This window comes from uncultured Methylibium sp. (genome assembly GCF_902826655.1).
Classification (GTDB): domain Bacteria; phylum Pseudomonadota; class Gammaproteobacteria; order Burkholderiales; family Burkholderiaceae_C; genus Methylibium.
On the sequence record NZ_CADEFR010000003.1, the window covers coordinates 45828 to 68612 of the forward strand.

Sequence of the window (22785 nt, forward strand, 5' to 3'; positions counted from 1 at the left end):
GCGTCAGGGATTCTGTCGCGCGGTGTGTCCGGTGGTTACGGGCGGCAGGCCGCAAGCGATGCACGGATGCGTCGTATCGGCGTGAGCGAGTTCACGCCGAACGCCAGCGAAACACGGGACGCCCGGAAAACCGGCGTTTCAGTGCTCGAACAGGCTGGCGGTGTACGGCGCCAGCGGCTCGTGGATCCGCGGGGGCGCGTCCGCCAGGCGCTCCAGCTTGCCGACGCGCACGCCGAGCAGCCGCAGCCGCCGGTCCAGCGGCGTGCGCTTCAGGCACAAGCCCGCGGCGCGGCGGATCTCGGCGGCGTCGGCGGTGGCCTGCGGCAGGGTGAGGTCGCGGGTGACCGTGCGGAAGTCCTCGTAGCGCAGCTTCAGGCCGATGGTGCGGCCGACGTAGCCCTTGCGCTGCAGGTCGTCGGCCACCTGTTCGCACAGCCGCGTGAAGATGCCGGACAGCACGGCGCGGTCGGTGCGCGGATGCAGGTCGCGGTCGAAGGTCGTCTCGCGGCTCAGGCTCACCGGCTCGCTGTGCGTCACGACGGCGCGTTCGTCGCGGCCGTGCGCCGCCTCATGCAGCCAGCGACCGTAGTGCGCGCCGAACTGGGTCACGAGCCAGGCCGGATCGGCGGCTGCCAGCTCGCCGATGCTGCGGATGCCCAGCGCCTCGAGCCGGGCCGCCGACTTGGGTCCGATGCCGTTGATGCGCCGCGCCGGCAGCGGCCAGATGCGCGCCGGGATGTCGTCATGGCCCAGCAGCGTCAGGCCATCGGGCTTGTCGAGTTCGGAGGCGAGCTTGCTGAGCAGCTTGTTCGGCGTCACGCCGATCGAGCAGCTGAGGCCGGTGCGCTCCAGCACCCGTGCCTTGATGGCGCGCGCGACCGCCTCGCCGCGATCGACCTCGACGCCGGGCTGGGCGGAGAGGTCGATGTAGATCTCGTCGACGCCGCGGTCCTCGATGACCGGCGGGTCGGTGCCCACGACCTCGGCCACCGCGGCCTTGAACAGCCGCGAGTAGCGCCGGTACTCGTCGAAGTCGATCGGCAGCAGCACCGCGTCGGGCGCCAGCGCGGCCGCCTTCATCAGGCCCATGCCGGAGTTGACGCCGAAGGCGCGCGCCGCGTAGGTCGCGGTCGTGATGACGCCGCGGCCGGCGTAGTGGCGCAGGATCGCGTAGCGGCGCGTGCCGTCGGGCAGCAGCTCCGGCTGGTGCCGGCGACCGCCGCCGATCACGACCGGCTGGCCTTTCAGGTCGGGGTAGCGCAGCAACTCGACCGACGCGTAGAACGCGTCCATGTCGAGGTGGGCAATCAGGCGGCGTGTGATGACAGCCCCTCGTCCGATGAGTACATCGGCCGGTCCCCAGGGGCCACGAAGGGGCCTCCTCGTGGCCCCTGGGGAAGCGGGCCGGCTTGGGAGCGGCCCGGCGCTCGGCCCGCTGGTTCAGCCGCGCAGCTGCAGCGCCATCTGATAGAGGCGCCCGCTGCGCGCGCCGCTGCGGCAGAAGGCCAGCACCGGCTTGGGCAGGCGCTCCATCAGGTCGGCCATGGCCTGCGCCTGCTCGGGCGTCTGGAAGGCGCCGGACACCGGCAGGTGCACGTACTCGAGTCCGGCCGCGCGGGCGGCGGCTTCCATGACGGCGCTGGTCGGCTGCTCGACACCGCCCTCGAAGTCGGGCCGGTTGTTGATGACGCTGCGAAAGCCGGCCGCGGCGGCGGCGGCCATCGCTTGCGGGCCCAGTTGCGGGGCGGTGGCGATCTCGGCGTTCAGGCGGGTGGCGGGCAGGTCCATGAGGGTCCTCGACGGCAGAGCGGGCCGATGCAGGATGGCAAGCTTACTTCGCCAGCGCCTGCTTGACGGCGGCCGACACCAGTCCCATGTCGGCGTTGCCGGCCAGGCGGGCCTTGGCGGCGCCCATCACCTTGCCCATGTCGCCGGGGCCGCTGGCGCCCAGCTCGGTCACGAGCTTCGCGACCTCGGCCGCCACCTGCTCGGCGCTCAGCCGGGCGGGCAGGTAGCCCTCGAGCACCTTCAGCTCGGCCGTTTCCTTGTCGACCAGGTCGCTGCGGCCGCCGGCCGCGAACTGCGTGATCGAGTCCTTGCGCTGCTTGACCAGCTTGTCGACGATCGCGATCACCATCGCATCGTCGACCGCGACGCGCTCGTCGACTTCCTTCTGCTTGATCGCGGCCAGCAGCCCGCGGATCGTCAGCAGGCGATCGGCTTCCTTGGCGCGCATCGCGCTCTTCATGTCCTCGGTGATGCGGTCCTTGAGCGTCATCGCGATCTCCAGAAATCAGGCGCCAGAAACGACAGAGCCCGCGCGGGCGTCCCCAGGCGGGCTCGGCGGGCTGCGGAAGAAAACTCAGTAGAGCTTCTTGGGCAGCTGCATGCTGCGAACGCGCTTGAAGTGGCGCTTGACGGCGGCGGCCTTCTTGCGCTTGCGCTCGGCGGTGGGCTTTTCGTAGAACTCGCGGGCGCGCAGGTCCGTCAGCAGGCCGATCTTCTCGATCGTGCGCTTGAAGCGACGCAGCGCGACGTCGAAAGGCTCGTTCTCTTTGACGCGGATGGTGGTCATGTAGCGGTGGATCCCAGGATGTTGCGCTCGATGTCCCCGGCGGCTTTCCGGATGCCTGACACGGGAATCGCTGCGCGGTTGCCAGCAAAGGAGCGGGATTATAGCCATGCCCGCTGGCCCGGGCAAACGGGCCTCAGGCCGCGGCCGGGCGGCCCGCGATGCTGGCCAGCGCGCAGGCGTGGGCGCTGGCCCAGGCCCACTGGAAGTTGTAGCCGCCCAGCCAGCCCGTCACGTCGACCACCTCGCCGATGAAGTGCAGGCCCGGGACGCGCCGGCTCTCCATCGTCCGCGAGTCCAGTTCGCGGGTGTCGACGCCGCCGGCGGTGACCTCGGCCTTGCGCCAGCCCTCGCTGCCGGTCGGCGTCAGGCGCCAGGCCTGCAGCGAGGCCGCCAGGGTCGCCAGGTCCTTGTCCTTCACCTCCGGCAGCGGGCGTGCCGCCAGCTCGCCGAGCCGCGTGCACCAGGCCTCGGCCAGCCGCGCCGGCAGCCGGGTCGCCAGTTCGTTGGCGAGCTGCCGCTTCGACACCGCCTTGGCTTCCCGCAGTGCCGCCGCCAGCTCGTGGCCCGGTGCCAGGTCGAGCTCGATCGGTGTTCCCGGGCGCCAGTAGCTCGAGATCTGCAGGATCGCCGGCCCGCTGAGGCCGCGGTGCGTGAACAGCAGGTCCTCGACGAACCCACCGCGCGCCTTGCCGCTGCCGGTGGCGACGCCCACCTCGAGCGACAGGCCCGACAGCGCCGCGAACGGTGCCCAGGCCGCGGCGTCGAAGGTCAGCGGCACCAGCGCCGGCCGCGGCTCGACCAGCGGGTGGCCGAATTGCCGGGCCAGCCGGTAGCCGAAGTCGCTGGCGCCGATCTTGGGGATGGAGAGGCCGCCTGTCGCGACGACGACCCGTGCGGCGCCGACGACGCCGCGCGCGGTGTCGAGCTCGAAGCCGGCCGCGGCCTGGCGCACGGCGGTGACGGCGCAGGGCTGCCAGCGCGTCACGCTGCCCGCCTCGCACTCGCGCAGCAGCAGGCCGATGATGTCCTCGCTGCTCTCGTCGCAGAACAGCTGGCCCTTGTGCTTCTCGTGCCAGGCGATGCGGTGGCGCTGCACCAGCGCGATGAAGTCCTGCGGCGTGTAGCGCGCCAGCGCCGAGCGGCAGAAGTCCGGATTCGCCGACAGGAAGTTCGCCGGCCCGGCGTCGCGGTTGGTGAAGTTGCAGCGCCCGCCGCCCGAGATGCGGATCTTCTCGGCCAGCTTCCCGGCGTGGTCGACCAGCAGCACCTTCAGGCCGCGCTGCCCGGCGATGCCGGCGCAGAACAGGCCGGCCGCTCCGGCACCGATGACGACGAGGTCGAAGCGATTCATGGGGGCGGGATTATCCGGGCCGTCGCCGTGTAAGTTTTCGGGAGCCTCCTTCGACCAGCATCACGAAGTGCGCCGAAGCGCGCTTCTCGCGCACTCGAACCTTTCTCCACGGGAGCCTTCATGAACAAGCCGACTCTTTCCGCCGTTGCCGCCGCCGTCCTCGTCCTGGCGGCCTGCGCGACCCCCGAAGCGCCGCCTCCGGCGGTGCCGCAGGTCAACCCCGTCACCATGGTCGACCAGTTCGAGGCCACCAACGGCAAGTTCGCGGGCTACCGCCGGTCGGGCGCCAAGGGCATCTGCGCCACGGGAGAGTTCATCGGCAGCGCCGACGCGCGCGGCCTGTCCACCGCGACGGTCTTCAGCGGCGCCAAGATCCCGGTCGTGGCCCGCTTCTCGGTCGGCGGCGCCAACCCCAAGGCGGCCGACAACGGCAAGAGCCAGCGCAACATGGCACTGCAGTTCCGCCTGCCCGGCGGCGAGACCTGGCTGATGGGCAACATCAACTCGCCGGTGTTCGGCGCATCGTCGCCCGAGCAGATGCTGGGGCGCGTCGCGTCGCTGCAACCCGATCCGGCCACCAAGGCGCCCGATCCGGCCAAGGTCAAGGCCTTCGCCGACGCCAACCCCGAGGTGCTGCTGCAAGGCAGGTACTTCGCGTCGCAGCCGGTGCCGGCCAGCTTCGGCACGGTCAACTACTGGGGCGTGCACGCCTTCGGCTTCGTCAACGCCAAGGGCGACAAGCAGTTCGGCAAGTGGATCTTCGAACCGGTCGGTGGCGTGCAGGGCCTGACCGACGACGAGGCCAAGGCCAAGGGCGGCACGTTCCTGTTCGATGACCTGCGCGCCCGCGTCAAGGACGGCAAGGTGGCGTTCAACTTCAACCTCGAGCTTGCCCAGCCCGGCGACAGGATCGACAGCGCCACCACGCCGCTGCCCGAAGGGCGCAGGAAGGTCACCCTGGGGGCCCTCAGGATCACCGGCGTGTCGGAAGACGCCGGCGGCGAGTGCCTGACCATCAACTTCGACCCGAACGTCATGCCCAAGGGCGTGCTGCCGTCGGCCGATCCGATGATCGCCGCCCGCGCCGCGCCCTATGCGGTGTCGCTGGGCCGTCGCCTGACCGAGGGCGCCAAGCAGCAGTAGGCGACTTCGGATGGCGGTGCCGCGACGGGGGCGGGTCAGGCCTTCCGGGTGAACGGGAAGAGGAACTGCTTCCAGAACCCGTCCGGCACGCCGTCGCCCTGCACCCCGTAGCGCTCGGGCCACGGGCGGTCGGTTTGCACCGCGGTGCCGAACAGGTGGTCGATGAAGGCGAAGTGGGCCGCGTAGTTGCGGTCGATCGCCTCGTCGTCCTGCGCGTGGTGCCAGTGGTGGAAGTTGGGCGTCACGATCACGTAGCGCAGCGGGCCGAGCGTGACGCTGACGTTGGCGTGGTTGAACACGGCCTGGAAGCCGACGATCACGATGTAGGCGTCGATCACTTCCTTGCTGAAGCCCAGCGCGACGATCGGCGCCAGCACCAGCGTGCGCGTGATGATGACCTCGACCAGGTGCTGGCGCGAGCCGGCCATCCAGTCCATGGTCTTCACGCTGTGGTGCACGGCGTGCAGTCGCCACAGCAGCGGCAGCTCGTGGTAGGCGCGATGGGCGCCGTACTGCACCAGGTCGGCCACCAGCACGATCAGGAACAGCGCGACCCAGAAGTTCAGGCCCTGCACCCAGCCGCGGAGGCCGTCGTGCGCGGCCCAGCCGAAGAACTGGTGCACCAGCAGGTTGGTCGCCAGCAGCATGAAGCCGACCAGCATGTGGTTGACGATGAAGTGATGGAAGTCGGTCTGCCACTCGGGGCGGAACACCGGCTGGTCCTTGCGCAGCGCGAACAGCTTCTCGACGAAGACGAAGATCAGCGCCGAGCCCAGCAGGTCGAGGATGAACCAGTCCAGGCCGATGTAGGGCGTGCCCTCGGCGAAGTCGCCGACCGGCACCTTGTGGCCGCCGAGCGCGAGCGACAGGCCGACCAGCACGAAGCTGCCGGCCGACAGCCAGCGCACGCGGCCGAAGGCCATGTTGAACAGCGCGATGCCGCCGGCGACGACCATCGACCAGTACATCAGCTGGCGCAGCACATCGACGTCGTAGGCCTTGCGCAGCTGCGGCGTCGTCAGGTACTCGGGAAAGTGGAAGGCCAGCACGCCCAGGAAGCACAGGATCGCGAGCGACAGCGCGACGACGCCCGACACCAGTCCGCGGCCGCGCCGCAGGGCACCGTGCGACGCGGCGAGCCGCTGGAGCTTGTCGAGCATGGGCACGGGCATGGCGCGGCGACCCCGGGGGACGATGCCGCGATTCTGCGGGGGCGCCCGGGTCGGCCGGGCGCGCGCAGAGGCCGACGCGAGGCGCTGGCCGTGCAGCCGTTCACGCCGCGAGCTGCGCGGCCGCCGGCAGGCTGGCCAGGCCGCGCAGCACGTCGCCCACGATGATCACCGACGGGCTGCCGAGCGACTCGGCTTCCAGCGTGGCGACCAGCCCGCCTAGCGTCGTGACGGCGCTGCGCTGCGCCGGCCGGCTGGCGTGCTGCACGATCGCGACCGGCGTGCTGCCGGGCAGTGCCGCCTGCAGTTCGTGCTGCAGGCGCGCCGCCTCGGCCACGCCCATGTAGATCACCAGGGTCAGGCCCTGGGCCGCGGCGGCCGCCAGCGTGCGCCAGTGCAGCGCCGCGTCCGCGTCGCGCGGGTGGCCGGTGACGAGGATCACGCCGTGGGCGTGGTCGCGGTGCGTCAGCGGCACGCCCAGTGCGGTGGCCGCCGCCAGGCCGGCGGTGATGCCGCTGGCCACCTCGACCTGCACGCCGTGCGCGCGCAGGAACTCGGCCTCCTCGCCGCCGCGTCCGAAGACGAAGGGGTCGCCGCCCTTGAGCCGCACCACGCGCTCGCCGGCCAGCGCCTCGCGCAGCATCAGCTGCTCGATGAAGGTCTGCGGCGTGCTGCGACAGCCGCCGCGCTTGCCGACGTGGACGATGCGCGCCGATCGGCGCGCGCACTTCAGCACCGCGTCGTCGACCAGGTCGTCGACCAGCAGCACCGTGGCGCGGCGGATCGCGCGCAGCGCCTTCAGCGTCAGCAGCTCCGGGTCGCCGGGGCCGGCGCCGACGAGCCAGACCGGATGAGTTTCAGGCAGAGCGTTCATGGACATGGGCTTCGTGGAGCTTCATCGCGCGGTGGGCACGCAGCAGGACATCCACCTGTTCCTCCAGGGGGCCGGGCAGCGGGGTCTCGCCGCTCACCACCGACTGGATGTAGACCGCCGTCGACGCCGCGTCGTTGACGCGTGGCAGCAGCGGCAGCTGCAGCAGCGCGCCCTCGGTGCCGGCGCAGCCGAGCTCGGGCCGCAGGCTGCCGCCGATATGGACGTCGAGCCGCGGCAGCCGGCGTGCGTCGGCCACCGGTTCGCCCTCGGTGCCGCGCATCAGCAACGCATGCGCTCCGCAGTGCTGCAGGAAGCGCGCATGCGACAGCGCGTACTCCGGGTGCGTGTAGTTGACGACGCGCAGGCAGGGCGTGCCGCGCGGCGTCAGCAGCTTGGCCACCGTGTGGCCGGGGTTGCGCAGGCCCAGCTGCCAGCGCAGGTCCAGCAGCGCGGCCAGCGGCGGGCACAGCGACGCGGTCGGCATGAAGACCGGCTCGTGGCGCGCCCAGGCGGCTCGCACATCGGCCGCGTCGTGGGCGATCGGCAGGCCCAGCGCCTTGAACAGCTCGTAGGTCGTGACCCGCGCGGGGTCGCCGAGCGGCCCGTGCACCAGCACCGGCAGACCCTCCTGCGCCAGCAGCAGCGCCAGCAGGGCGGTCAGGTTGGGCAGCTTGCGCGCGCCGTTGTAGGAGGGCAGCACGATGGGCATCGCATCGCGGTCCGCGGCATCGCTGCCGATCTCGAGGCTTCGGGCCGCCGCCGACGCGGTGAAGCCGGCGAGCTCCTCGGTGCTCTCGCCCTTGATGCGCATCGCGATGGCGAAGGCGCCGCGTTCGGCCTCGCTGACCTGGCGGTCCAGCACCTGGTCCATCAGGTCGCGTGCCTGCTCCTCGGACAGCGAGCGGGCGCCTTCCTTGCCGCGGCCGATTTCCTTGAGGTAGTGAGCGATGCCCATGGTCGAGTTTCGCAAGTCCCGGGCCACGTGAGGCAGAAGGCCCTAGGCGGCCTGCATCGAGGCGCGCACCAGGCCGCGCAGCGCAGGCAGGCAGGAGCCGCAGTTCGTGCCGCACTTCAGCGCGGCCTGCAGCTGCGCCAGCCGCGCGTCGGGCGGGCCTTCGGCGCGCGACAGCGTCTCCAGGATCTGCGGCTCGCCGACGTCGAAGCACGAGCACACCTGCCGGCCGCGCGGCGCCACCGCGATCGGGGCCTTCGCGCCCGGCTGCAGCAGCGCGCGGCCGTAGGCCTGCGCCGGCAGCTCGTCGGTCAGCAGGGCCTTGATCCAGGCCTCGGCGCGCACGTCGCCGGCCAGCACGAAGGCCTCGAGGCGGGCGTTGCCGTGCTCCCCGGCCAGCACGCGCATCGCACGGTGCTGGCCATGCTTGCGGTCGACGTAGCGCAGCGCCTGCGGCCCGGCGATGCCGAGCAGCGCCTCCACCTGCGCCAGCATCTCGGGCGCGGCCGCCTCCTGCGCCGCCGCACGCAGCAGCACGCCCACCACGCCGCGTGCATGCGGCTCGCGGCCGAAGGGCACGCAGTGCGCGTAGTCGAAGGCCGGCATCAGCGCGCGCAAGGCCTGCAGTGCCTGCAGCGCTTCGTCCTCGGGCAGCCACGCGGCGGCCACCAGCTGCCACGGCAGCTCGGCCTTCAGCAGCTTGACGGCGGCGTGCTTCAGCTCGGGCTGCTTCGACTGCGGGCAGTAGCTGCTCGGCATCAGCGCGTTGATGCCGGCCAGCGGCACGCCCATCGCGCTGCGGCCGGACACGAACTCCTCGCCCCAGTGCATCGCGACGAAGGCCTGGGCGGGCTGCACGGCTTCGCTGCCGCGCACCGGCAGCACGATGGAGCCGCGGCGCGAGGTGACGTGCAGCAGCTGGCCGTCGGCCCAGCCGCGGCGCGCGAGTTCCTGCGGATGAAGCTCGATGCCCGGCTCGGCCACGTGGCCGAACAGGCGGCCCAGCGTGCCGGTGCGGCTCATGCCGTGCCAGTGGTCGCGCAGCCGGCCGGTCGTCATCGACACCGGGTAGCGCGCGTCGCGCGGCTCGGCCAGCGCGCGGTAGGGCGCGTCGGCGAAGCGGGCACGGCCGTCGGCGGTGGGGAAGCGACCGTCCTCGTAGAGCCGGGTGCGGCCCGCGGACTCGCCCTCGGGACAGGGCCACTGCTGCGGCGCGCGTTCGAGCGCGGCGTAGGACAGCCCCGTGATGTCGAGGTCGCGGCCGCGCGTGCTCTCGCGGTGCTCGTTCCACACCGACTCGGGCGTGGCGTAGGGGAACAGGCTGCTGCCGTCGGCGCGCCGACGCGGCAGCGCCGCCTCGAGGCGGCGCGCGAAGTCGACGCCGGCCGACCAGTCGTGGCGCGCCTCGCCGGGCGCGTGCACCGCGGCGCGCACGCGGCTGATGCGGCGCTCGCTGTTGGTGACCGTGCCTTCCTTCTCGCCCCAGGTGGTGGCCGGCAGCAGCAGGTCGGCGTAGGCGGCGGTCGCGGTGGTCGCGTAGGCCTCCTGCAGCACGACGTACTCGCAGCGTTCCAGCGCGCGGCGCACGGTGGCCTGGTCGGGCATCGACTGGGCGGGGTTGGTGCAGCTGATCCACAGCGCCTTGATCTCGCCGTCGGCCGCGGCCTGGAACATCTCGACCGCGCTCTTGCCCGGCACGGCCGGCACGTCCGCGATGCCCCACAGCGCGGCAACCTCGGCGCGGTGCCGCGGGTTCGCCAGATCGCGATGCGCGCTCAGCAGGTTGGCCAGCCCGCCGACCTCGCGCCCGCCCATCGCATTGGGCTGGCCGGTCAGCGAGAACGGACCCGCGCCCGGCTTGCCGATCTGGCCGGTGGCGAGGTGCAGATTGATCAGCGCGGCGTTCTTGTCGGTGCCGCTCGAACTCTGGTTCAGGCCCTGGCAGTAGAGCGACAGCGTGGGGGTGTTCTGGCCGAACCAGCGCGCCGCCTGCACGATGTCGTCTTCCTTCAGGCCGCAGACCTGGGCGACGTGCCTGGGCGTGTAGTCGCGCACGCGGTCGCGCAGCGCCTCGAAGCCGGTCGTGTGCGCGGCGATCCAGGCCGCATCGGTCAGCCCTTCCCACAGCAGCAGGTGCAGCAGGCCGTGGAACAGCGCGACGTCGGTGCCGGGCAGCAGGGGCAGGTGCAGGTCCGCGACCTCGGCGGTCTCGGTGCGTCGCGGGTCGGCGACGATCAGCTTCAGGGCCGGGTTGGCGGCACGCGCGTCCTCCAGCCGGCGGAACAGGATGGGGTGGGCCCAGGCCGCGTTGCTGCCGGCGATGAAGATCGTGTTCGCATGCGCGAGGTCGTCGTAGCAGGCGGGCGGCGCGTCGGCGCCGAGCGTGGCCTTGTAGCCGGCCACCGCGCTGGACATGCACAGCCGCGAGTTGGTGTCGACGTTGTTCGTGCCGATCAGGCCCTTGGCGAGCTTGTTGAAGACGTAGTAGTCCTCGGTCAGCAGCTGGCCCGACAGGTAGAAGCCGACCGCGTCGGGGCCGTGCGCGTCGATCACCTGCGCGAAGCGCGCCGCGGCCTCGTCGAGCGCCGCGTCCCAGCTCACCGGCTGCGGTTCCGCGCCGCGGGCCGCGCGCCGCATCGGGCGCAGCAGCCGCGTCTGCAGCGTGATCGCCTTCGACGCCGTCAGGTGCAGCGTGCTGCCCTTGGTGCACAGCCGCCCGAAGTTGGCCGGATGCTCCGGATCGCCGCGCACGCCGGTGATCTGCGTGCCCTGCGACTCGATGACCACGCCGCAGCCGACGCCGCAGTACGGGCAGGTGGAGCGTGTCTCGCGCATCGAGTTCTCAGGCCGTGGTCTTGAGCTTCGGCCCGGCCACGGGGGCGGCTAGATCCAGCGCCTTGCCGGCCAGCTCGGCCGCATCGAGGAAGACCTCGCCGCTCTCGACCTTGCAGGCGAACTTCGGCGTGCAGCCTTCGTCGGGCGCCTTGGCGCAGCCGTCGTCCAGGCCGATGGTCCAGTTGTGCAGCGGGCAGGCGACCGAGGTGCCGAAGACGATGCCCTGCGACAGCGGCCCGCCCTTGTGCGGGCAGCGGTCGAGCAGCGCGAACACCTGGTCGTCGGCGTTGCGGAACACCGCGACCGCGACGGCACCGTCGCGTGCCACGCGGCGCGCACCCAGGCTCGGGATCTCGTCGACCCGGCAGATCTTCTTCCACTCGCTCATCACTGCGCTCCCACCGGCGTGAACTGGCGCGTATCGACGGCGGCCTTGTCGAACTCGAACCACGGGTCCGGCTCGCCGTCCAGGCTGAACTGCAGCCGCTCCCACAGCGCCTTGCGGCCCGCGGCGTCGTCGAGGATCTTCTTCTTGACGTAGTCGAGTCCGACGCGGCCGACGTAGTGCACGGTCCGCTCCAGGTACCAGCCTTCCTCGCGGTAGAGCTGGCAGAAGGCGCCGGTGTACTCGAGCACCTCTTCCGCGGTCTTGAGCTTGACGAGGAAGTGCGCGACCTCGGTCTTGATGCCGCCGTTGCCGGCCACGTACATCTCCCAGCCCGAGTCGACGCCGATGATGCCGACGTCCTTGATGCCGGCCTCGGCGCAATTTCTCGGACACCCACTCACCGCGAACTTGACCTTGTGCGGCGCGTACATGCGCCACATCGCGCGCTCCAGGTCCTTGCCCATCTGCGTGCTGTCCTGGGTGCCGAAGCGGCACCACTCGCTGCCGACGCAGGTCTTCACGGTGCGCAGCGCCTTCGCATAGGCGTGGCCCGAGGGCATGCCGATGTCCTTCCAGACGCCGGCCAGGTCTTCCTTCCTCACCCCCAGCAGGTCGATGCGCTGGCCGCCGGTGACCTTGACGGTCGGGATCTTGTACTTGTCGACCGCGTCGGCGATGCGGCGCAGTTCGTCGGCCGTGGTTTCGCCGCCCCACATGCGCGGGATCACGCTGTAGCTGCCGTCCTTCTGGATGTTGGCGTGGCTGCGCTCGTTGATGAAGCGCGACTGCGGGTCGTCCCTGGCTTCCTTCGGCCAGCTGCTGATCAGGTAGTAGTTGATCGCCGGCCGGCACGACGAACAGCCGTTCGGCGTGCGCCAGCCCAGGCGCTTGTAGACGCTGTCGATGGTCAGCAGGTGCTCGGACTTGATGAGCTCGCGCGCCTCCTGGTGGCTGGCGTCGGTGCAGCCGCACATCGCCTTCTTGGTCGGCGCCCTGGAGTAGTCGCCGCCGGCGGTGAACATCAGGATCTGCTCGACCAGGCCGGTGCAGGAGCCGCAGGACGCGCTGGCCTTGGTGTGCTTCTTCACCTCCTCCAGCGTGAACAGGCCCTTCTCCTTGATGGCCTTGCAGATCGTGCCCTTGTTGACGCCGTTGCAGCCGCAGACCTCGGCGTCGTCGGGCATCGCGGCGGCCTTGGTGTGGCCCTCGTGGCCAACGTCGCCGATGCCGGCGCCGGCCTCGCCGAACATCAGCTTGTCGCGCAGCTCGCCGATGGGGCGGCCCTCGCGCAGCAGCTTGAAGTACCAGCTGCCGTCGACGGTGTCGCCGTAGAGGCAGGCGCCGACCAGCTTGTCGTCCTTGATGACCAGCTTCTTGTAGACGCCGCCGTAGGGATCGCTCATGACGATCTCCTCGTGGTCCTTGCCGCCCATGAAGTTGCCGGCGCTGAACAGGTCGATGCCGGTGACCTTGAGCTTGGTCGAGGTCTGGCTGCCCGTGTAGCGGCCGATGCCGAACTGCGCCAGATGCGTCGCGCAGACCTTGCCCTGCTCGAACAGCGGCGCCACCAGGCCGTAGGCGATGCCGCGGTGCGCCGCGCACTCGCCGACCGAGTAGACGCGCGGGTCGGTCACGGTCTGCATCGTGTCCGTCACGACGATGCCACGGTTGCAATGGATGCCGATCTTCTCGGCCAGCTCGGTGCTGGGGCGGATGCCCGCGGCCATCACCACCAGGTCGGCGGGGATCTCCTTGCCGTCCTTGAAACGCACCGCCATCACCCGTCCGTCCTTGTCGCCGATCAGCTCTTGCGTCTGCGCGCCGATCAGGAACTTCAGGCCGCGGTCCTCCAGCGATTTCTGCAGCAGCTTGCCGGCCACGTCGTCGAGCTGGCGCTCCATCAGCCACGGCATGATGTGCACCACCGACACCTGCATGCCGCGCAGCATCAGGCCGTTGGCCGCCTCCAGGCCCAGCAGGCCGCCGCCGATGACGACCGCGTGCTGGTACTTGGTGGCCGCCTCGATCATCGTTTCGGTGTCGGCGATGTCGCGGTAGGCGATCACGCCGGTCAGGTCCTTGCCCGGCACCGGCAGGATGAAGGGGTTGGAGCCGGTGGCGATCAGCAGGCGGTCGTACTCGGCCTCGGTCCCGTCGTCGGCGCGCACGATGCGCTTGACGCGATCGATGTCCACCACCTTCCGGCCGGCATGCAGCGTGATGCCGTTCTCGGCGTACCACGACAGCGGATTGAGGATGATCTCGTCGACCGTCTGCTCGCCGGCCAGCACCGGGCTCAGCAGGATGCGGTTGTAGTTGGGGTGGGGCTCGGCGCCGAACACCGTGATGTCGTACAGGTCGGGCGCGATCTTCAGCAGCTCTTCGAGCGTGCGCACGCCGGCCATGCCGTTGCCCACCATCACCAGTTTCATCTTCTTCATGCGAGGCTCCTGATCGAGCGGTTCATAGCAAAGCGGGTGCCAGCACCTCGGCCGACGATGGCGACAGTGACAATGTCGCAATGAGTTTCGACGTCGACATCGGTCACACCAGCCGGCGCGGGGGGCGCGAGCACAACGAGGACTTCGCCGGCGCGCTGCGCGAGCCGGGCCGCGGGCTGATCGCGGCCATCGCCGACGGTGTGTCGGCCGGCGGCCGCGGCCGCGAGGCGGCGCAGACCACGGTGATGGGCCTGCTGGCCGACTTCTTCGCCGCGCCCGCGACCTGGGAGACGACGGTGGTCTTCGACCGCCTGGTCGGCGCCCAGAACGCCTGGCTCGCGGCCCACAACGCCAAGGGCGGCGGCGCGACGGCCATGACGACGCTGACCGCGCTGGCGCTCGAGGGTCACGGCGTCACCATCGCCCACGTCGGCGACAGCCGCGCCTGGCGCCTGCGCGGCCACGAGCTGATGCAGCTGACCCACGACCACCGCTTCGACCACCCCGACCTGCAATCGCGGCTGACGCGCGCCATCGGCCTGGACGACGCGGTGCGCATCGACTACGCCCAGGGCGAGGTCCAGGTCGGCGACCGCTACCTGCTCACCAGCGACGGCGTGCACGGCGCCCTGGCGGCCGGCCGCCTGGCTGCGCTGGCCGGCGAGGGCGGGGCGCAGCAGGCCAGCGAGGCGCTGGTCGACGCGGCGCTGGCGGCCCGTGGCGCGGGCGGCGCCGACAACGCGACCGCGCTCGTCATCGTGGTGCGCGAGCTCGACGCGGCCCGGCTCGAGGACGAACTGCTGCGCGGCCGCCGCCTGCCGGTGCCGCCGCGTCTGAAGGTCGGCGACGTGCTGGACGGCTACACCGTCACCGCGCTGGTCGCCGACACCGGCGTGCACCGGCTCTACCAGGCGCGGGCCACCGCGTCGGCGCAGCGCGAGCTGGTGGCGATCAAGACCCTGCACGAGTCGCGCGCCAGCGACCCCGAGGAGCGCGCCATGCTGGCCCACGAGGCCTGGCTGGGGCTGCGCCTGACCGAGCGCTACGTCGGCAGCCGCAAGCCGGCGGCCGGCGACGACCCGGGCTTCGTGCGGGTGCACGAGCTGGCCGAGCCGAGCGCGCTGTACACGGTGTTCGACTGGCACGGCGGCCGCACGCTCGAGCAGATGCTGGCCGTGCCGGCCCCGGTGGCCGTGACCGACCTGGTCGGCGGCGCGACCCAGGTGGCCAAGGCGCTGGGCCGGCTGCACCGCCACGGCGTGATCCACCGCGACATCAAGCCCGGCAACCTGCACCGCGGCGACGACGGCCGCTGGCGCATCCTCGACCTCGGCGTCGCGCTGTCCGGCCGCGAGCCGGCCGCGCAGCGCGATCTGCACGCCGGCACGCCGAGCTACATCAACCCCGAGCAGTGGGACGGCGCGCCGGCCGATGCGGCCAGCGACCTGTTCGCGCTCGGCGTCACGCTGTACCGCTGGCTCACCGGCCGGCTGCCCTACGGCGAGATCGAGCCCTACCAGTCGGGTCGCTACCGGCACGATCCGCCGCCCGCGTCGCGCCTGCGGCCCGACGTGCCGATCTGGCTGGACCACCTGCTGGCCAAGGCCGTCGCGCGCGACCCCAGGCAGCGCTTCGAGACCGCCGAGGAACTGCTGCTCGCGCTGGAGCGCGGCGCCTCGCGCACGCTCGCTGCGCCGCCCGCCACGCCGCTGATCCAGCGCGACCCGATGGCCTTGTGGAAGGCAGGACTCGTCCTCTCGCTGCTCTTCAACGCCCTGCTGCTCGTCTGGCTGCTGTGGCTGCCGCGGTAGCGAGAACTCGTCACTCATGCTGGAATCCCCTCGCGGAGGGGGCCCGCGGGAGCGATGAGTGACCGCCCCCCGGGCGGAGCGCGGGGGCTCTGCCCCCCCTTTCAGCCCAGGTTCGGGTCCAGCGGATCTGCAGGATGCGCAACATCACCAGCATGGCCAGCGCCAGCAGCGTGAACGACAGGAAGCCCCACAGGTAGCTGCCGCCGTACTGCCTGGACAGCCCCATCGCGTTGGGCAGGAAGCCGCCGCCCAGCGCGCCGATCTCGCCGATCATCGAGCCGGCCACCGCGGTGGTCAGCGGCCAGCGCAGCGGCACCAGCTGGAACAGCGCGCCGTTGCCGGCGCCCAGCGCGGCGAAGCACAGCATGAAGAGCAGCGTCGTCACCGCCAGCGAGCCGCCGGCGAAGCCGCAGGCCGTGAGCGTGACCGCGACGGCGACCAGCACGCCCGACAGCGTCGCGATGCCGCCGACGCGGTCGGAGATCCAGCCGCCGAGCACGCGCACCGCCGAGCCCATCAGCGTCGCCAGCATCGTCAGCTGGCCGGCCTGCACCTTGGTGACGCCGAACTGGTCGTGGAAGTAGGTCGGCAGGAAGCTCGCCAGGCCGATGAAGCCGCCGAAGGTGACGATGTAGATCAGGCTGAAGGCCCAGCCGTCCTTCTCGAACAGGCAGGCGACGTGCTCGCGCAGCGTCTGGTGCTCGCGGTCCGGCGGCTCCTTGGCGCAGAACCACATCACCGCCATCGGCAGCAGCATGGTGCCGGCGGCCAGGCCGTAGACCGTCTGCCAGCCGAAGGCCTGCGCCAGCGGCGGCGCGAACAGCACCGCCAGCACGGTGCCCGAGTTGCCGGCGCCCGCGATGCCCATCGCCAGGCCCTTGTACCGGGGCGGATACCAGCCGCTGCCCAGGCTCAGCGCGACGCCGAAGCTCGCGCCGGCGATGCCCAGCAGCACGCCCATCGCCAGCACGCTGTCGTAGCTGTCGACGAACGTGAAGCCGAAGGCCAGCGCCGCGATGATCAGCGCCATCTCGACCATGGCGGCGTTCTTGCGGCCGATGTACTGCGACAGCACGCCCAGCGGAAAGCGCATCAGCGCGCCGGCCAGGATCGGCACCGAGATCATGAAGCCCTTCTGCGCGGCGTCGAGGCCGTAGGTCTCGCTGATGAAGGGCGCCATCGCGCCGTTCAGCACCCAGATCGCGAAGCAGAAGTCGAAATAGAGGAAGGCGGCGAACAGCGTCGGCCAGTGGCCGGCGCGTGCGAAGCTGCTGAACTTGGACATGGCATCCCGTGGGCGCTGCGCCGCGGCCCGAAGGCGCGGCAGGGAGGCACATCCGGCGCACGTCGGCGTGCGCCCGGCCGGCGGTGCGGTTCGCCCGGCCCGGGTGCATCGTCACACCCGATGCGCGAGCGGTCGCAACATGCGTGCCAGCGAGGGGACAATGGCTTGGTCCGTGCTATTGGTTGCCAAAGCGCCTGCCCATGTCCATCACCGTGCTCCCCGTCGTTTCGGACGCCTCGGCACCGCCGCTGGCCGACGACCTGCGGGCTGCGGGGCTGCAAGCGCTGCCCGTGTCGCAGTGCAGCATGATGGTGCGCGATGCACTGCGGCTGAGCCCCGACGTGGTGGTCTGCTGGGAACCCCGGCCCGGCCCGGCGCTGACCGCGGCACTGGAGGCGCTGGCCGCGACCCAGCCGCTGCCGGTCGTCGTCTTCACGCAGGACAGCTCGGTCGAGGCGGCCGAGCGTGCGCTGCGTGCCGGCGTGCACGAGTGGGTGGCGCAGGGCTATGCGCGCGAGCGGCTGCGCGCGGTCGTGCAGCTCGCGCAGCTGCGCTTCGCGCGCGATCGCGAGCGCCAGGCGGCGCTCGACGTCCTGAGCCAGCGGCTCGAGGAACGCAAGCTCGTCGACCGCGCCAAGGGCATCCTGATGCGGGCCGGGCAGATCAGCGAGGACGAGGCCTTCCGCGTGCTGCGCACGGCGTCGATGCATGCCAACCAGCGCGTCGGCCAGGTCTCGCGGCAGGTCATCGACAGCGCGCTGTACGGCGAGGCGGTCAACCGTGCCGGCCAGCTGCGCATGCTGTCGCAGCGCGTGGTGATGCTGCGCGCGCTGGTCGTCGCCGACGTCGATGCAGCAGCGGCGCATTCGCTGCTGGCCGTCGCGGCCGCGCGCGCCGAGGCCAACCTGGCGGCGCTGGACCGGCTGCTGTCGCGCGCGACCTTCGGCGACCTGCTGGGCGCGCTGAAGGACGCCTGGCAGGCGCTGGCCGCTGCCGTCGCGCCGGCCTCGACGCGCGCCGACCTGCCGACGCTGGACGCGCTGGCCGAGCGCGGCCTCGAGCGCGCCGACCAGCTGGTGGCCGCGCTCGAGGCCGCCGGCCTCGGCGGCACGCTGCACGTCATCAACCTCTGCGGACGCCAGCGCATGCGCGGCCAGCGCCTCGCCAAGCAGGTGCTGCTGGGCGAGCTGCTCGAAGGCGAGCCGGCCGCGCAGGCCCGTGCGGCGGCCGAGCAGACGGCGCTGGAGTTCGAGCGCGCGCTGGACGGCCTGCGCGCCCTGCCGCTGGGCACGCCGGAGATCGTCGCGACCCTGGACCACGCGTCGCGCGACTGGGCCGCACTGCTCGAAGGGCGTCGCCGCCTCCGGCAGGCCGAGGGCCGACGCCTGCTGGCCGCCAGCAGCGAGGCGCTGCTCGAGCGCTTCGAGGACCTGACCGAGCGCTACGAGCGCAGCATGCAGCTGCTGATCGGCTGAGGCTGCCGGCCGCGCGCCGGGCCTTCAAGCTGGGGATGCGCGCATCGATGGCAGGGCTATGATTCCCGGGCCCCCTTCGGCGCAGTTCGGCCTCGGGGTCCCACCATGTCCGACCCCCGCGTTCCGCATCCGCCGCTGCCGGCCGGCCTGTCGCAGGGTCTGGCCGAGGCGCTCGACAGCCTGGGCCTGGCCTGGTGGGTCAAGGACGCCGACGGCCGCTACCTCCACCTCAGCCCGGTCGGGCATGTGCTGCTCGGCGCGACGGCCGGCGGGGCCAGCGGCAAGACCGACGCCGAGCTGCTGCCGCACGCGGTGGCCAGCGCGCTGCGCGCCGCCGATCAGGGCGCGATGCAACAGCCTGCCGCCAGCCTGGCCGAGCACCAGGTCGACCTGGGCGGGCAGCGCCGCGAGCTGTCCGCGGTGCGCGTGCCGCTCGCCGCGCAGGCCGACGGCAGCCGTCCCTTGCTGGGCGTGTGGCTCGACACCAGCGTGCTGCGCCGGCGCGAGGCCGAACTGCGCGACGCGCTCCAGCAGCTCGAGACCCAGCAGCGCGCCGTCGAATCCCTGCGCGGCGAGGTCGAGGGCCGCGCGCCGCGCGAGAGCGCCACGCGCCTGGTGCAGCGCGATCAGTTCTGGGACCAGCTCGGCCGCGAGATCGACCTGTCGATGCGCGAGCACCGCGAGTTCGCGATCGTCTACGTGACCGTCGATGCCGCGCCCGAGGGCAGCCCGCCGCACGACGCCGACGGCCGGGCGCGCGTGCTCGAGGCCTTGGGCGGCCTGCTGCGCGGCAACACCCGCGCGATGGACGCGCCGAGCCGGCTCGAGGGCGAACGCTTCGCGGTGCTGCTGTCGGGCGTCGGGCTCGCCACGGCGCACGCCCGCATGGAAGGCCTGCGGCGCCAGTGCGCGACCCAGCTCGTCGCGCGCGGCGGCGATGCGCTGCGCTTCACCGTGTCGATGGGCGTGGCCAGCTTCCCGCACACGGCGCAGACCCAGGCCGGCCTGCTGCAGGCCGCCGAGGGCGCGCTGCAGCAGGCGCAGCAGCGCGGCGGCAACCACGTGGCGCTGGCGAGCATCGCCTTCGGCGCGGCGCAGCCGAAGGCCTGACTCGTCGTTCAGCGCAGCGCGCGCACGAGCATGAAGGCCGCGATGCCGTACAACAGCACGGCGAAGGCCCGCTTGAGCTGCCGGGTGTCCAGGCGATGCGCCGCGCGGGCGCCCCAGGGCGCCGCCAGCACGCTGGCCACCGACAGCACCGCCAGCGCCGGCAGGTAGATGTAGCCCAGCGTGCCGGGCGGCAGTCCGCTCGCCGACCAGCCGGCCTGCACATAGCCCAGGGTGCCGGCCAGGGCCACCGGCAGGCCGACCGCGGCCGAGGTGCCGACCGCGTGGTGCATGGGGACGCGATGCGCGCTGAGGAAGGGCACGGTGAGGAAGGCCCCACCGGCGCCGACCATCGAGGCCACGAAGCCGATGACGCCGCCGAAAGCACCCACGGCCCACCGACCGGGCAGCTCGCGTGTGCCCTCGCGACCGCCGCCGCGCAGCATGTTGGTCGCCATCACCAGGATGAAGCCGCCGAACACCAGGCTCAGCAGCGCGCCCGGCAGGCGGCTCGCGACCTGGGCGCCGAGGATGGAGCCGACCACGATGCCCGGCGACAGCGCGACGACCAGCGGCCAGCGCACCGCGCCGCGCTGGTGATGCGCCCGCAGCGAGGAGATCGAGGTGAAGCAGATCATCGCCAGCGAGGTCGCGATGGCGACCTGCAGCACCTGCGAGGCCGGGAAGCCGCGTGCCTCGAGCAGCAGCGCGGTGAAGGGCACCAGGATCATGCCGCCGCCGACGCCCAGCATGCCGGCCAGGAAGCCGCCGATGCCGCCGAGCAGCAGCAGCTCGGCGACCAGCGCAACGTCCAGCATCATGGAGCCCCCCGTGCGCCGACTACGTCGCACGACCCCCCGCGGGGGTGCGGGCCGGCTCGGGAGCGGCCCAGCGCTCGGCCCGCGCGGCTCACGCCGTGCCCAGCAACGCCAGCACGGTCTTCCACTCGGCCGGCGTGACCGGCGTGATGGACAGCCGGTTGCCGCGCTGCAGGATGCGCATCGTCGCGAGTCGGGGTTCGGCGCGCAGTTCGGCCAGCGACAGCAGCCGGGTCTTGCGCACCAGCTTCACGTCGACGCCGTACCAGCGCGGCTCGGCGCGCGTCGCGGCGGCGTCGTGGTACTTGCTCTTCTTGTCGAACTGCGTCTCGTCGGGATGCGCCGCCGACACCACCTCGGCCAGGCCGGCGATGCCGGGCTGCGGGCACGACGAGTGATAGAACAGCACGCCGTCGCCGACCGCGAACTGGTCGCGCATGAAGTTGCGCGCCTGGTAGTTGCGCACGCCGGTCCACGACAGGGTCTGCTTGGGAGCGGCGGCGAGGTCGTCGATCGACTCCTCGGCGGGCTCGGACTTCATCAACCAGTAGGCCATCGGCAGGGGGCGTGGGTCGCGGGAGGCGAGCGCAGCGGGACAAGGTGTCCGCCGCGAGCCGAGAGCCGCATTCCTGAACCGGAGTTCAGGTGGGCGAGGTCAGCGAAGCTTCGGGTTCATCTGACGCGAGACGATCACGCCCGCATCGCGATGTTCCAAGCCCTTGCTCGTAAGAGCATCGGTTCAAGGAAATATAAGACTCCCGCGAACACGACGGACGAAACGAGTGTACGCCCGGGTTCTCAACTATCGTTTGACAGCACGGTCATGACCTACTGGCGTTGTCAATGCCCGCTTGGCTTGTCGCGGACCCGGGATCCAGTTCTCCCAGCTGCTGCCTGCTTCTGAGCAAAGATCTCGCGGAAGACGAGCTTCCACATGACGGTCGCCCAAACGTAGGCGGCAATCGCTGCACCAGGAATCACCAGCAGCCAAGCAGCGTCGTAGTCGCTAAAGACCCAAGCACCGATCGCTGCAGCAGGGATGCCGAATCCTACGAGCGAGGCCCTTCGGAACCCCTGTTCAGTCGATATGTAGTCACCAAGTCGTGTCAGCGCGCCCATGAGTTGCAATCCTTATGGACAGCTGGCGCCGGATCTAGGCACTGGATTGCCCGCCCGTGATCGCGTTACTGGGCCTGTGCCGAACCGATTGGCGACGTAGATGCTGCCGAGGGCAACTCCGCTGACGATGCCTCCCGTGGCAGCTCCGACCGTGGTGCCGACAACCGCTCCGCTGAACGTCGCATCAGCAACCGCAAGTCCACCAATCGCTCCCAGATGTGCGCCTTCCAAAGCACCGGCCGCAGCTCCGAAGAGCGCCCCGTTCACAGCGCCCACGCCGCCTCCGATGGCCATGCTCTTGCTGATGATGTCACCGGCCTGCGCCTGCGTCGGCACCTTTGGTGAGGAGCCTCCGGCCGCCGAGCAGCCGCACCTTCCGCCGCCAGCCGAACCCCCACCACCCGAGCCCATTAGCCCCGTGTGGTCGATGAAGCTCACTGGATTTCCTACAACGTAGCTGTACGTATTGATCCCGCCTTGAAGCCCGATGGGATCCGACTGCGTGTACTGCCCGGTGGAGGCGTCGTAGTAGCGGTTCCAGTTGTAGTACAGCCCGCTCTCGGCGTCGAAGTACTGCCCCGGAAACCCCACGTTCAGCCCGCCGATCGCATCGACCGACACGCTGCGGTCGAAGGCTGCGTTGGCGGCGCGCCAGGCCACCTGGGCGCTGCCGTTGCTCAGCACCTCGGGGCGCCCCAGGTGATCGTTGTGGCTGGCGTACACGGTGCCCGAGCGTACGACACCGAGCAGCTGGCCGGCCAGCCACAGGTAGGCCGTGGGTTGCGGCCCGTCCTCGTACAGCAACTCACCCGAAGGCCCGTACACGAAGCGCCGGGTCGTACCGCCGGCAGCCTTGTAGGCCCGCTGGTTCAGGGCATTGCTGCGGTAGTCGCCGACGAGGCTGCCGTTGACGTTGACCGCGGCCAGGCGGTTGAAGGCGTCGTAGCCGTAGCCGCGCGTGCCGTCGTGGCGCGACTCGTTGTACAGGTTGCCGACCGCGTCGTAGCCCAGGTTGCGCCACTGGCCGGCGCCGCTCCAGGCGGCCAGGCGGTTGGCCGAGGGGTGCAGCGCGTAGCTGTACGTCTGCCCCTGGCGCGTATGGGCGGTGCGGTTGAACGTCGTGTCCCAGCCGAAGCCCTGTGCGTCGCCGCTGCGCGAGACCGAACTCAAGCGGTCGTTCGCGTCGTAGCCGAAGCTCGCGTTCAGCGCCGGGACCACGCCATCCGTCAGCGAGGCCATCGTGTCGGTGTTGTGGTAGCCGTAGGTCAGGTTCTGGATGCCTGGGCTGCTGAGCTGCGTCGGCGCGCAGCCGCGCGATCTCCATCTGCTCGGGGCTCACTGGGTCGCTGCCCAGCCGCCAGCCGTAGATCAGACTGCATTACGCATCCGTCTCGGAATCTGATCTATTGAACACGCCGTACAGACGAAAAATGGGCAACAGC

General features: G+C 71.4%; 20 protein-coding genes and 1 other RNA gene. 4 read left to right on the forward strand and 17 right to left on the reverse strand.

Annotated features, from left to right (window positions below):
* Positions 1 to 138 precede the first annotated feature (138 nt).
* From dinB to QZV97_RS02400, 5 genes are all read right to left on the reverse strand, one after another.
* Entirely contained in the window at positions 139 to 1323 is a 1185-nt protein-coding gene (gene dinB, locus QZV97_RS02380) for a DNA polymerase IV (protein WP_295638171.1), read from the reverse strand.
* Between the two features lie 117 nt (positions 1324 to 1440).
* The gene (locus QZV97_RS02385) at positions 1441 to 1788 is read right to left on the reverse strand and encodes a TIGR01244 family sulfur transferase (protein ID WP_295637816.1); all 348 of its coding nucleotides are present in this window, start codon (positions 1786 to 1788) and stop codon (positions 1441 to 1443) included.
* A gap of 43 nt (positions 1789 to 1831) precedes the next feature.
* Positions 1832 to 2278, reverse strand: a complete 447-nt coding sequence (locus QZV97_RS02390; RefSeq protein ID WP_295637819.1) for a GatB/YqeY domain-containing protein — start codon at positions 2276 to 2278, stop codon at positions 1832 to 1834.
* An 84-nt stretch (positions 2279 to 2362) separates the two neighbouring features.
* Entirely contained in the window at positions 2363 to 2575 is a 213-nt protein-coding gene (rpsU, locus tag QZV97_RS02395; RefSeq protein WP_295637821.1) for a 30S ribosomal protein S21, read from the reverse strand.
* A 133-nt stretch (positions 2576 to 2708) separates the two neighbouring features.
* Positions 2709 to 3926 (reverse strand): NAD(P)/FAD-dependent oxidoreductase, encoded by a 1218-nt coding sequence (locus QZV97_RS02400; RefSeq protein WP_295637824.1) that lies wholly within the window; start codon positions 3924 to 3926, stop codon positions 2709 to 2711.
* Positions 3927 to 4046: 120 nt separating this feature from the next.
* Here QZV97_RS02400 and QZV97_RS02405 point away from each other — a divergent pair, with 120 nt between their 5' ends.
* Entirely contained in the window at positions 4047 to 5069 is a 1023-nt protein-coding gene (locus QZV97_RS02405) for a catalase family peroxidase (RefSeq protein ID WP_295637827.1), read from the forward strand.
* A 35-nt stretch (positions 5070 to 5104) separates the two neighbouring features.
* Here QZV97_RS02405 and QZV97_RS02410 read toward each other — a convergent pair whose 3' ends face one another.
* From QZV97_RS02410 to nirB, 6 genes are all read right to left on the reverse strand, one after another.
* Positions 5105 to 6229, reverse strand: a complete 1125-nt coding sequence (locus QZV97_RS02410) for a sterol desaturase family protein (RefSeq protein WP_295637830.1) — start codon at positions 6227 to 6229, stop codon at positions 5105 to 5107.
* A gap of 112 nt (positions 6230 to 6341) precedes the next feature.
* Complete coding sequence (gene cobA, locus QZV97_RS02415) at positions 6342 to 7112, reverse strand: uroporphyrinogen-III C-methyltransferase (protein ID WP_295637833.1); 771 nt, start codon at positions 7110 to 7112, stop codon at positions 6342 to 6344.
* On the reverse strand, positions 7096 to 8067 hold the full coding sequence (gene ybiB, locus QZV97_RS02420; protein ID WP_295637836.1) for a DNA-binding protein YbiB: 972 nt from the start codon (positions 8065 to 8067) through the stop codon (positions 7096 to 7098). Before ybiB ends, cobA begins: the two co-directional genes overlap by 17 nt.
* A 42-nt stretch (positions 8068 to 8109) precedes the next feature.
* Positions 8110 to 10899 carry a nitrate reductase gene (locus QZV97_RS02425; RefSeq protein WP_295637839.1) on the reverse strand — a complete coding sequence of 930 codons (2790 nt, stop codon included), beginning with the start codon at positions 10897 to 10899 and terminating at the stop codon, positions 8110 to 8112.
* Positions 10900 to 10906: 7 nt separating this feature from the next.
* On the reverse strand, positions 10907 to 11287 hold the full coding sequence (gene nirD, locus QZV97_RS02430; RefSeq protein ID WP_295637842.1) for a nitrite reductase small subunit NirD: 381 nt from the start codon (positions 11285 to 11287) through the stop codon (positions 10907 to 10909).
* The gene (gene nirB, locus QZV97_RS02435; protein ID WP_295637846.1) at positions 11287 to 13728 is read right to left on the reverse strand and encodes a nitrite reductase large subunit NirB; all 2442 of its coding nucleotides are present in this window, start codon (positions 13726 to 13728) and stop codon (positions 11287 to 11289) included. The genes nirD and nirB overlap by 1 nt, the downstream gene beginning before the upstream one ends.
* Positions 13729 to 13808: 80 nt before the next feature.
* On the opposite strand from nirB, the gene QZV97_RS02440 reads away from it, so the two are divergent.
* Positions 13809 to 15539, forward strand: a complete 1731-nt coding sequence (locus tag QZV97_RS02440) for a bifunctional protein-serine/threonine kinase/phosphatase (protein WP_295637849.1) — start codon at positions 13809 to 13811, stop codon at positions 15537 to 15539.
* A gap of 10 nt (positions 15540 to 15549) precedes the next feature.
* Here the strand turns inward: QZV97_RS02440 and QZV97_RS02445 are convergent, their stop codons facing one another.
* Positions 15550 to 16824: an MFS transporter gene (locus QZV97_RS02445; protein ID WP_295637853.1), complete on the reverse strand. Its 1275-nt coding sequence runs from the start codon at positions 16822 to 16824 to the stop codon at positions 15550 to 15552.
* Between the two features lie 200 nt (positions 16825 to 17024).
* Between QZV97_RS02445 and QZV97_RS02450 the strand changes: the two genes are divergently transcribed.
* Together QZV97_RS02450 and QZV97_RS02455 are read left to right on the forward strand one after the other, a co-directional pair.
* Positions 17025 to 18299 (forward strand): ANTAR domain-containing protein, encoded by a 1275-nt coding sequence (locus QZV97_RS02450; RefSeq protein ID WP_295637856.1) that lies wholly within the window; start codon positions 17025 to 17027, stop codon positions 18297 to 18299.
* 105 nt (positions 18300 to 18404) lie between these two features.
* Positions 18405 to 19409 (forward strand): sensor domain-containing diguanylate cyclase, encoded by a 1005-nt coding sequence (locus QZV97_RS02455; RefSeq protein WP_295637859.1) that lies wholly within the window; start codon positions 18405 to 18407, stop codon positions 19407 to 19409.
* Between the two features lie 8 nt (positions 19410 to 19417).
* On the opposite strand, the gene QZV97_RS02460 is transcribed toward QZV97_RS02455, so the two are convergent.
* The 5 genes from QZV97_RS02460 to QZV97_RS02480 all read right to left on the reverse strand — a co-directional run bounded on the left by QZV97_RS02460 (position 19418) and on the right by QZV97_RS02480 (position 22582).
* Entirely contained in the window at positions 19418 to 20227 is an 810-nt protein-coding gene (locus QZV97_RS02460) for a sulfite exporter TauE/SafE family protein (RefSeq protein WP_295637862.1), read from the reverse strand.
* A gap of 88 nt (positions 20228 to 20315) precedes the next feature.
* Complete coding sequence (locus QZV97_RS02465) at positions 20316 to 20780, reverse strand: EVE domain-containing protein (RefSeq protein WP_295637866.1); 465 nt, start codon at positions 20778 to 20780, stop codon at positions 20316 to 20318.
* Positions 20781 to 20821: 41 nt separating this feature from the next.
* Positions 20822 to 21003: non-coding RNA, 6S RNA (ssrS, locus tag QZV97_RS02470), on the reverse strand.
* A gap of 61 nt (positions 21004 to 21064) precedes the next feature.
* Positions 21065 to 21343: a hypothetical protein gene (locus QZV97_RS02475; RefSeq protein ID WP_295637869.1), complete on the reverse strand. Its 279-nt coding sequence runs from the start codon at positions 21341 to 21343 to the stop codon at positions 21065 to 21067.
* Between the two features lie 12 nt (positions 21344 to 21355).
* Positions 21356 to 22582: an RHS repeat-associated core domain-containing protein gene (locus QZV97_RS02480; RefSeq protein ID WP_295637872.1), complete on the reverse strand. Its 1227-nt coding sequence runs from the start codon at positions 22580 to 22582 to the stop codon at positions 21356 to 21358.
* Between the last annotated feature and the right edge of the window lie 203 nt (positions 22583 to 22785).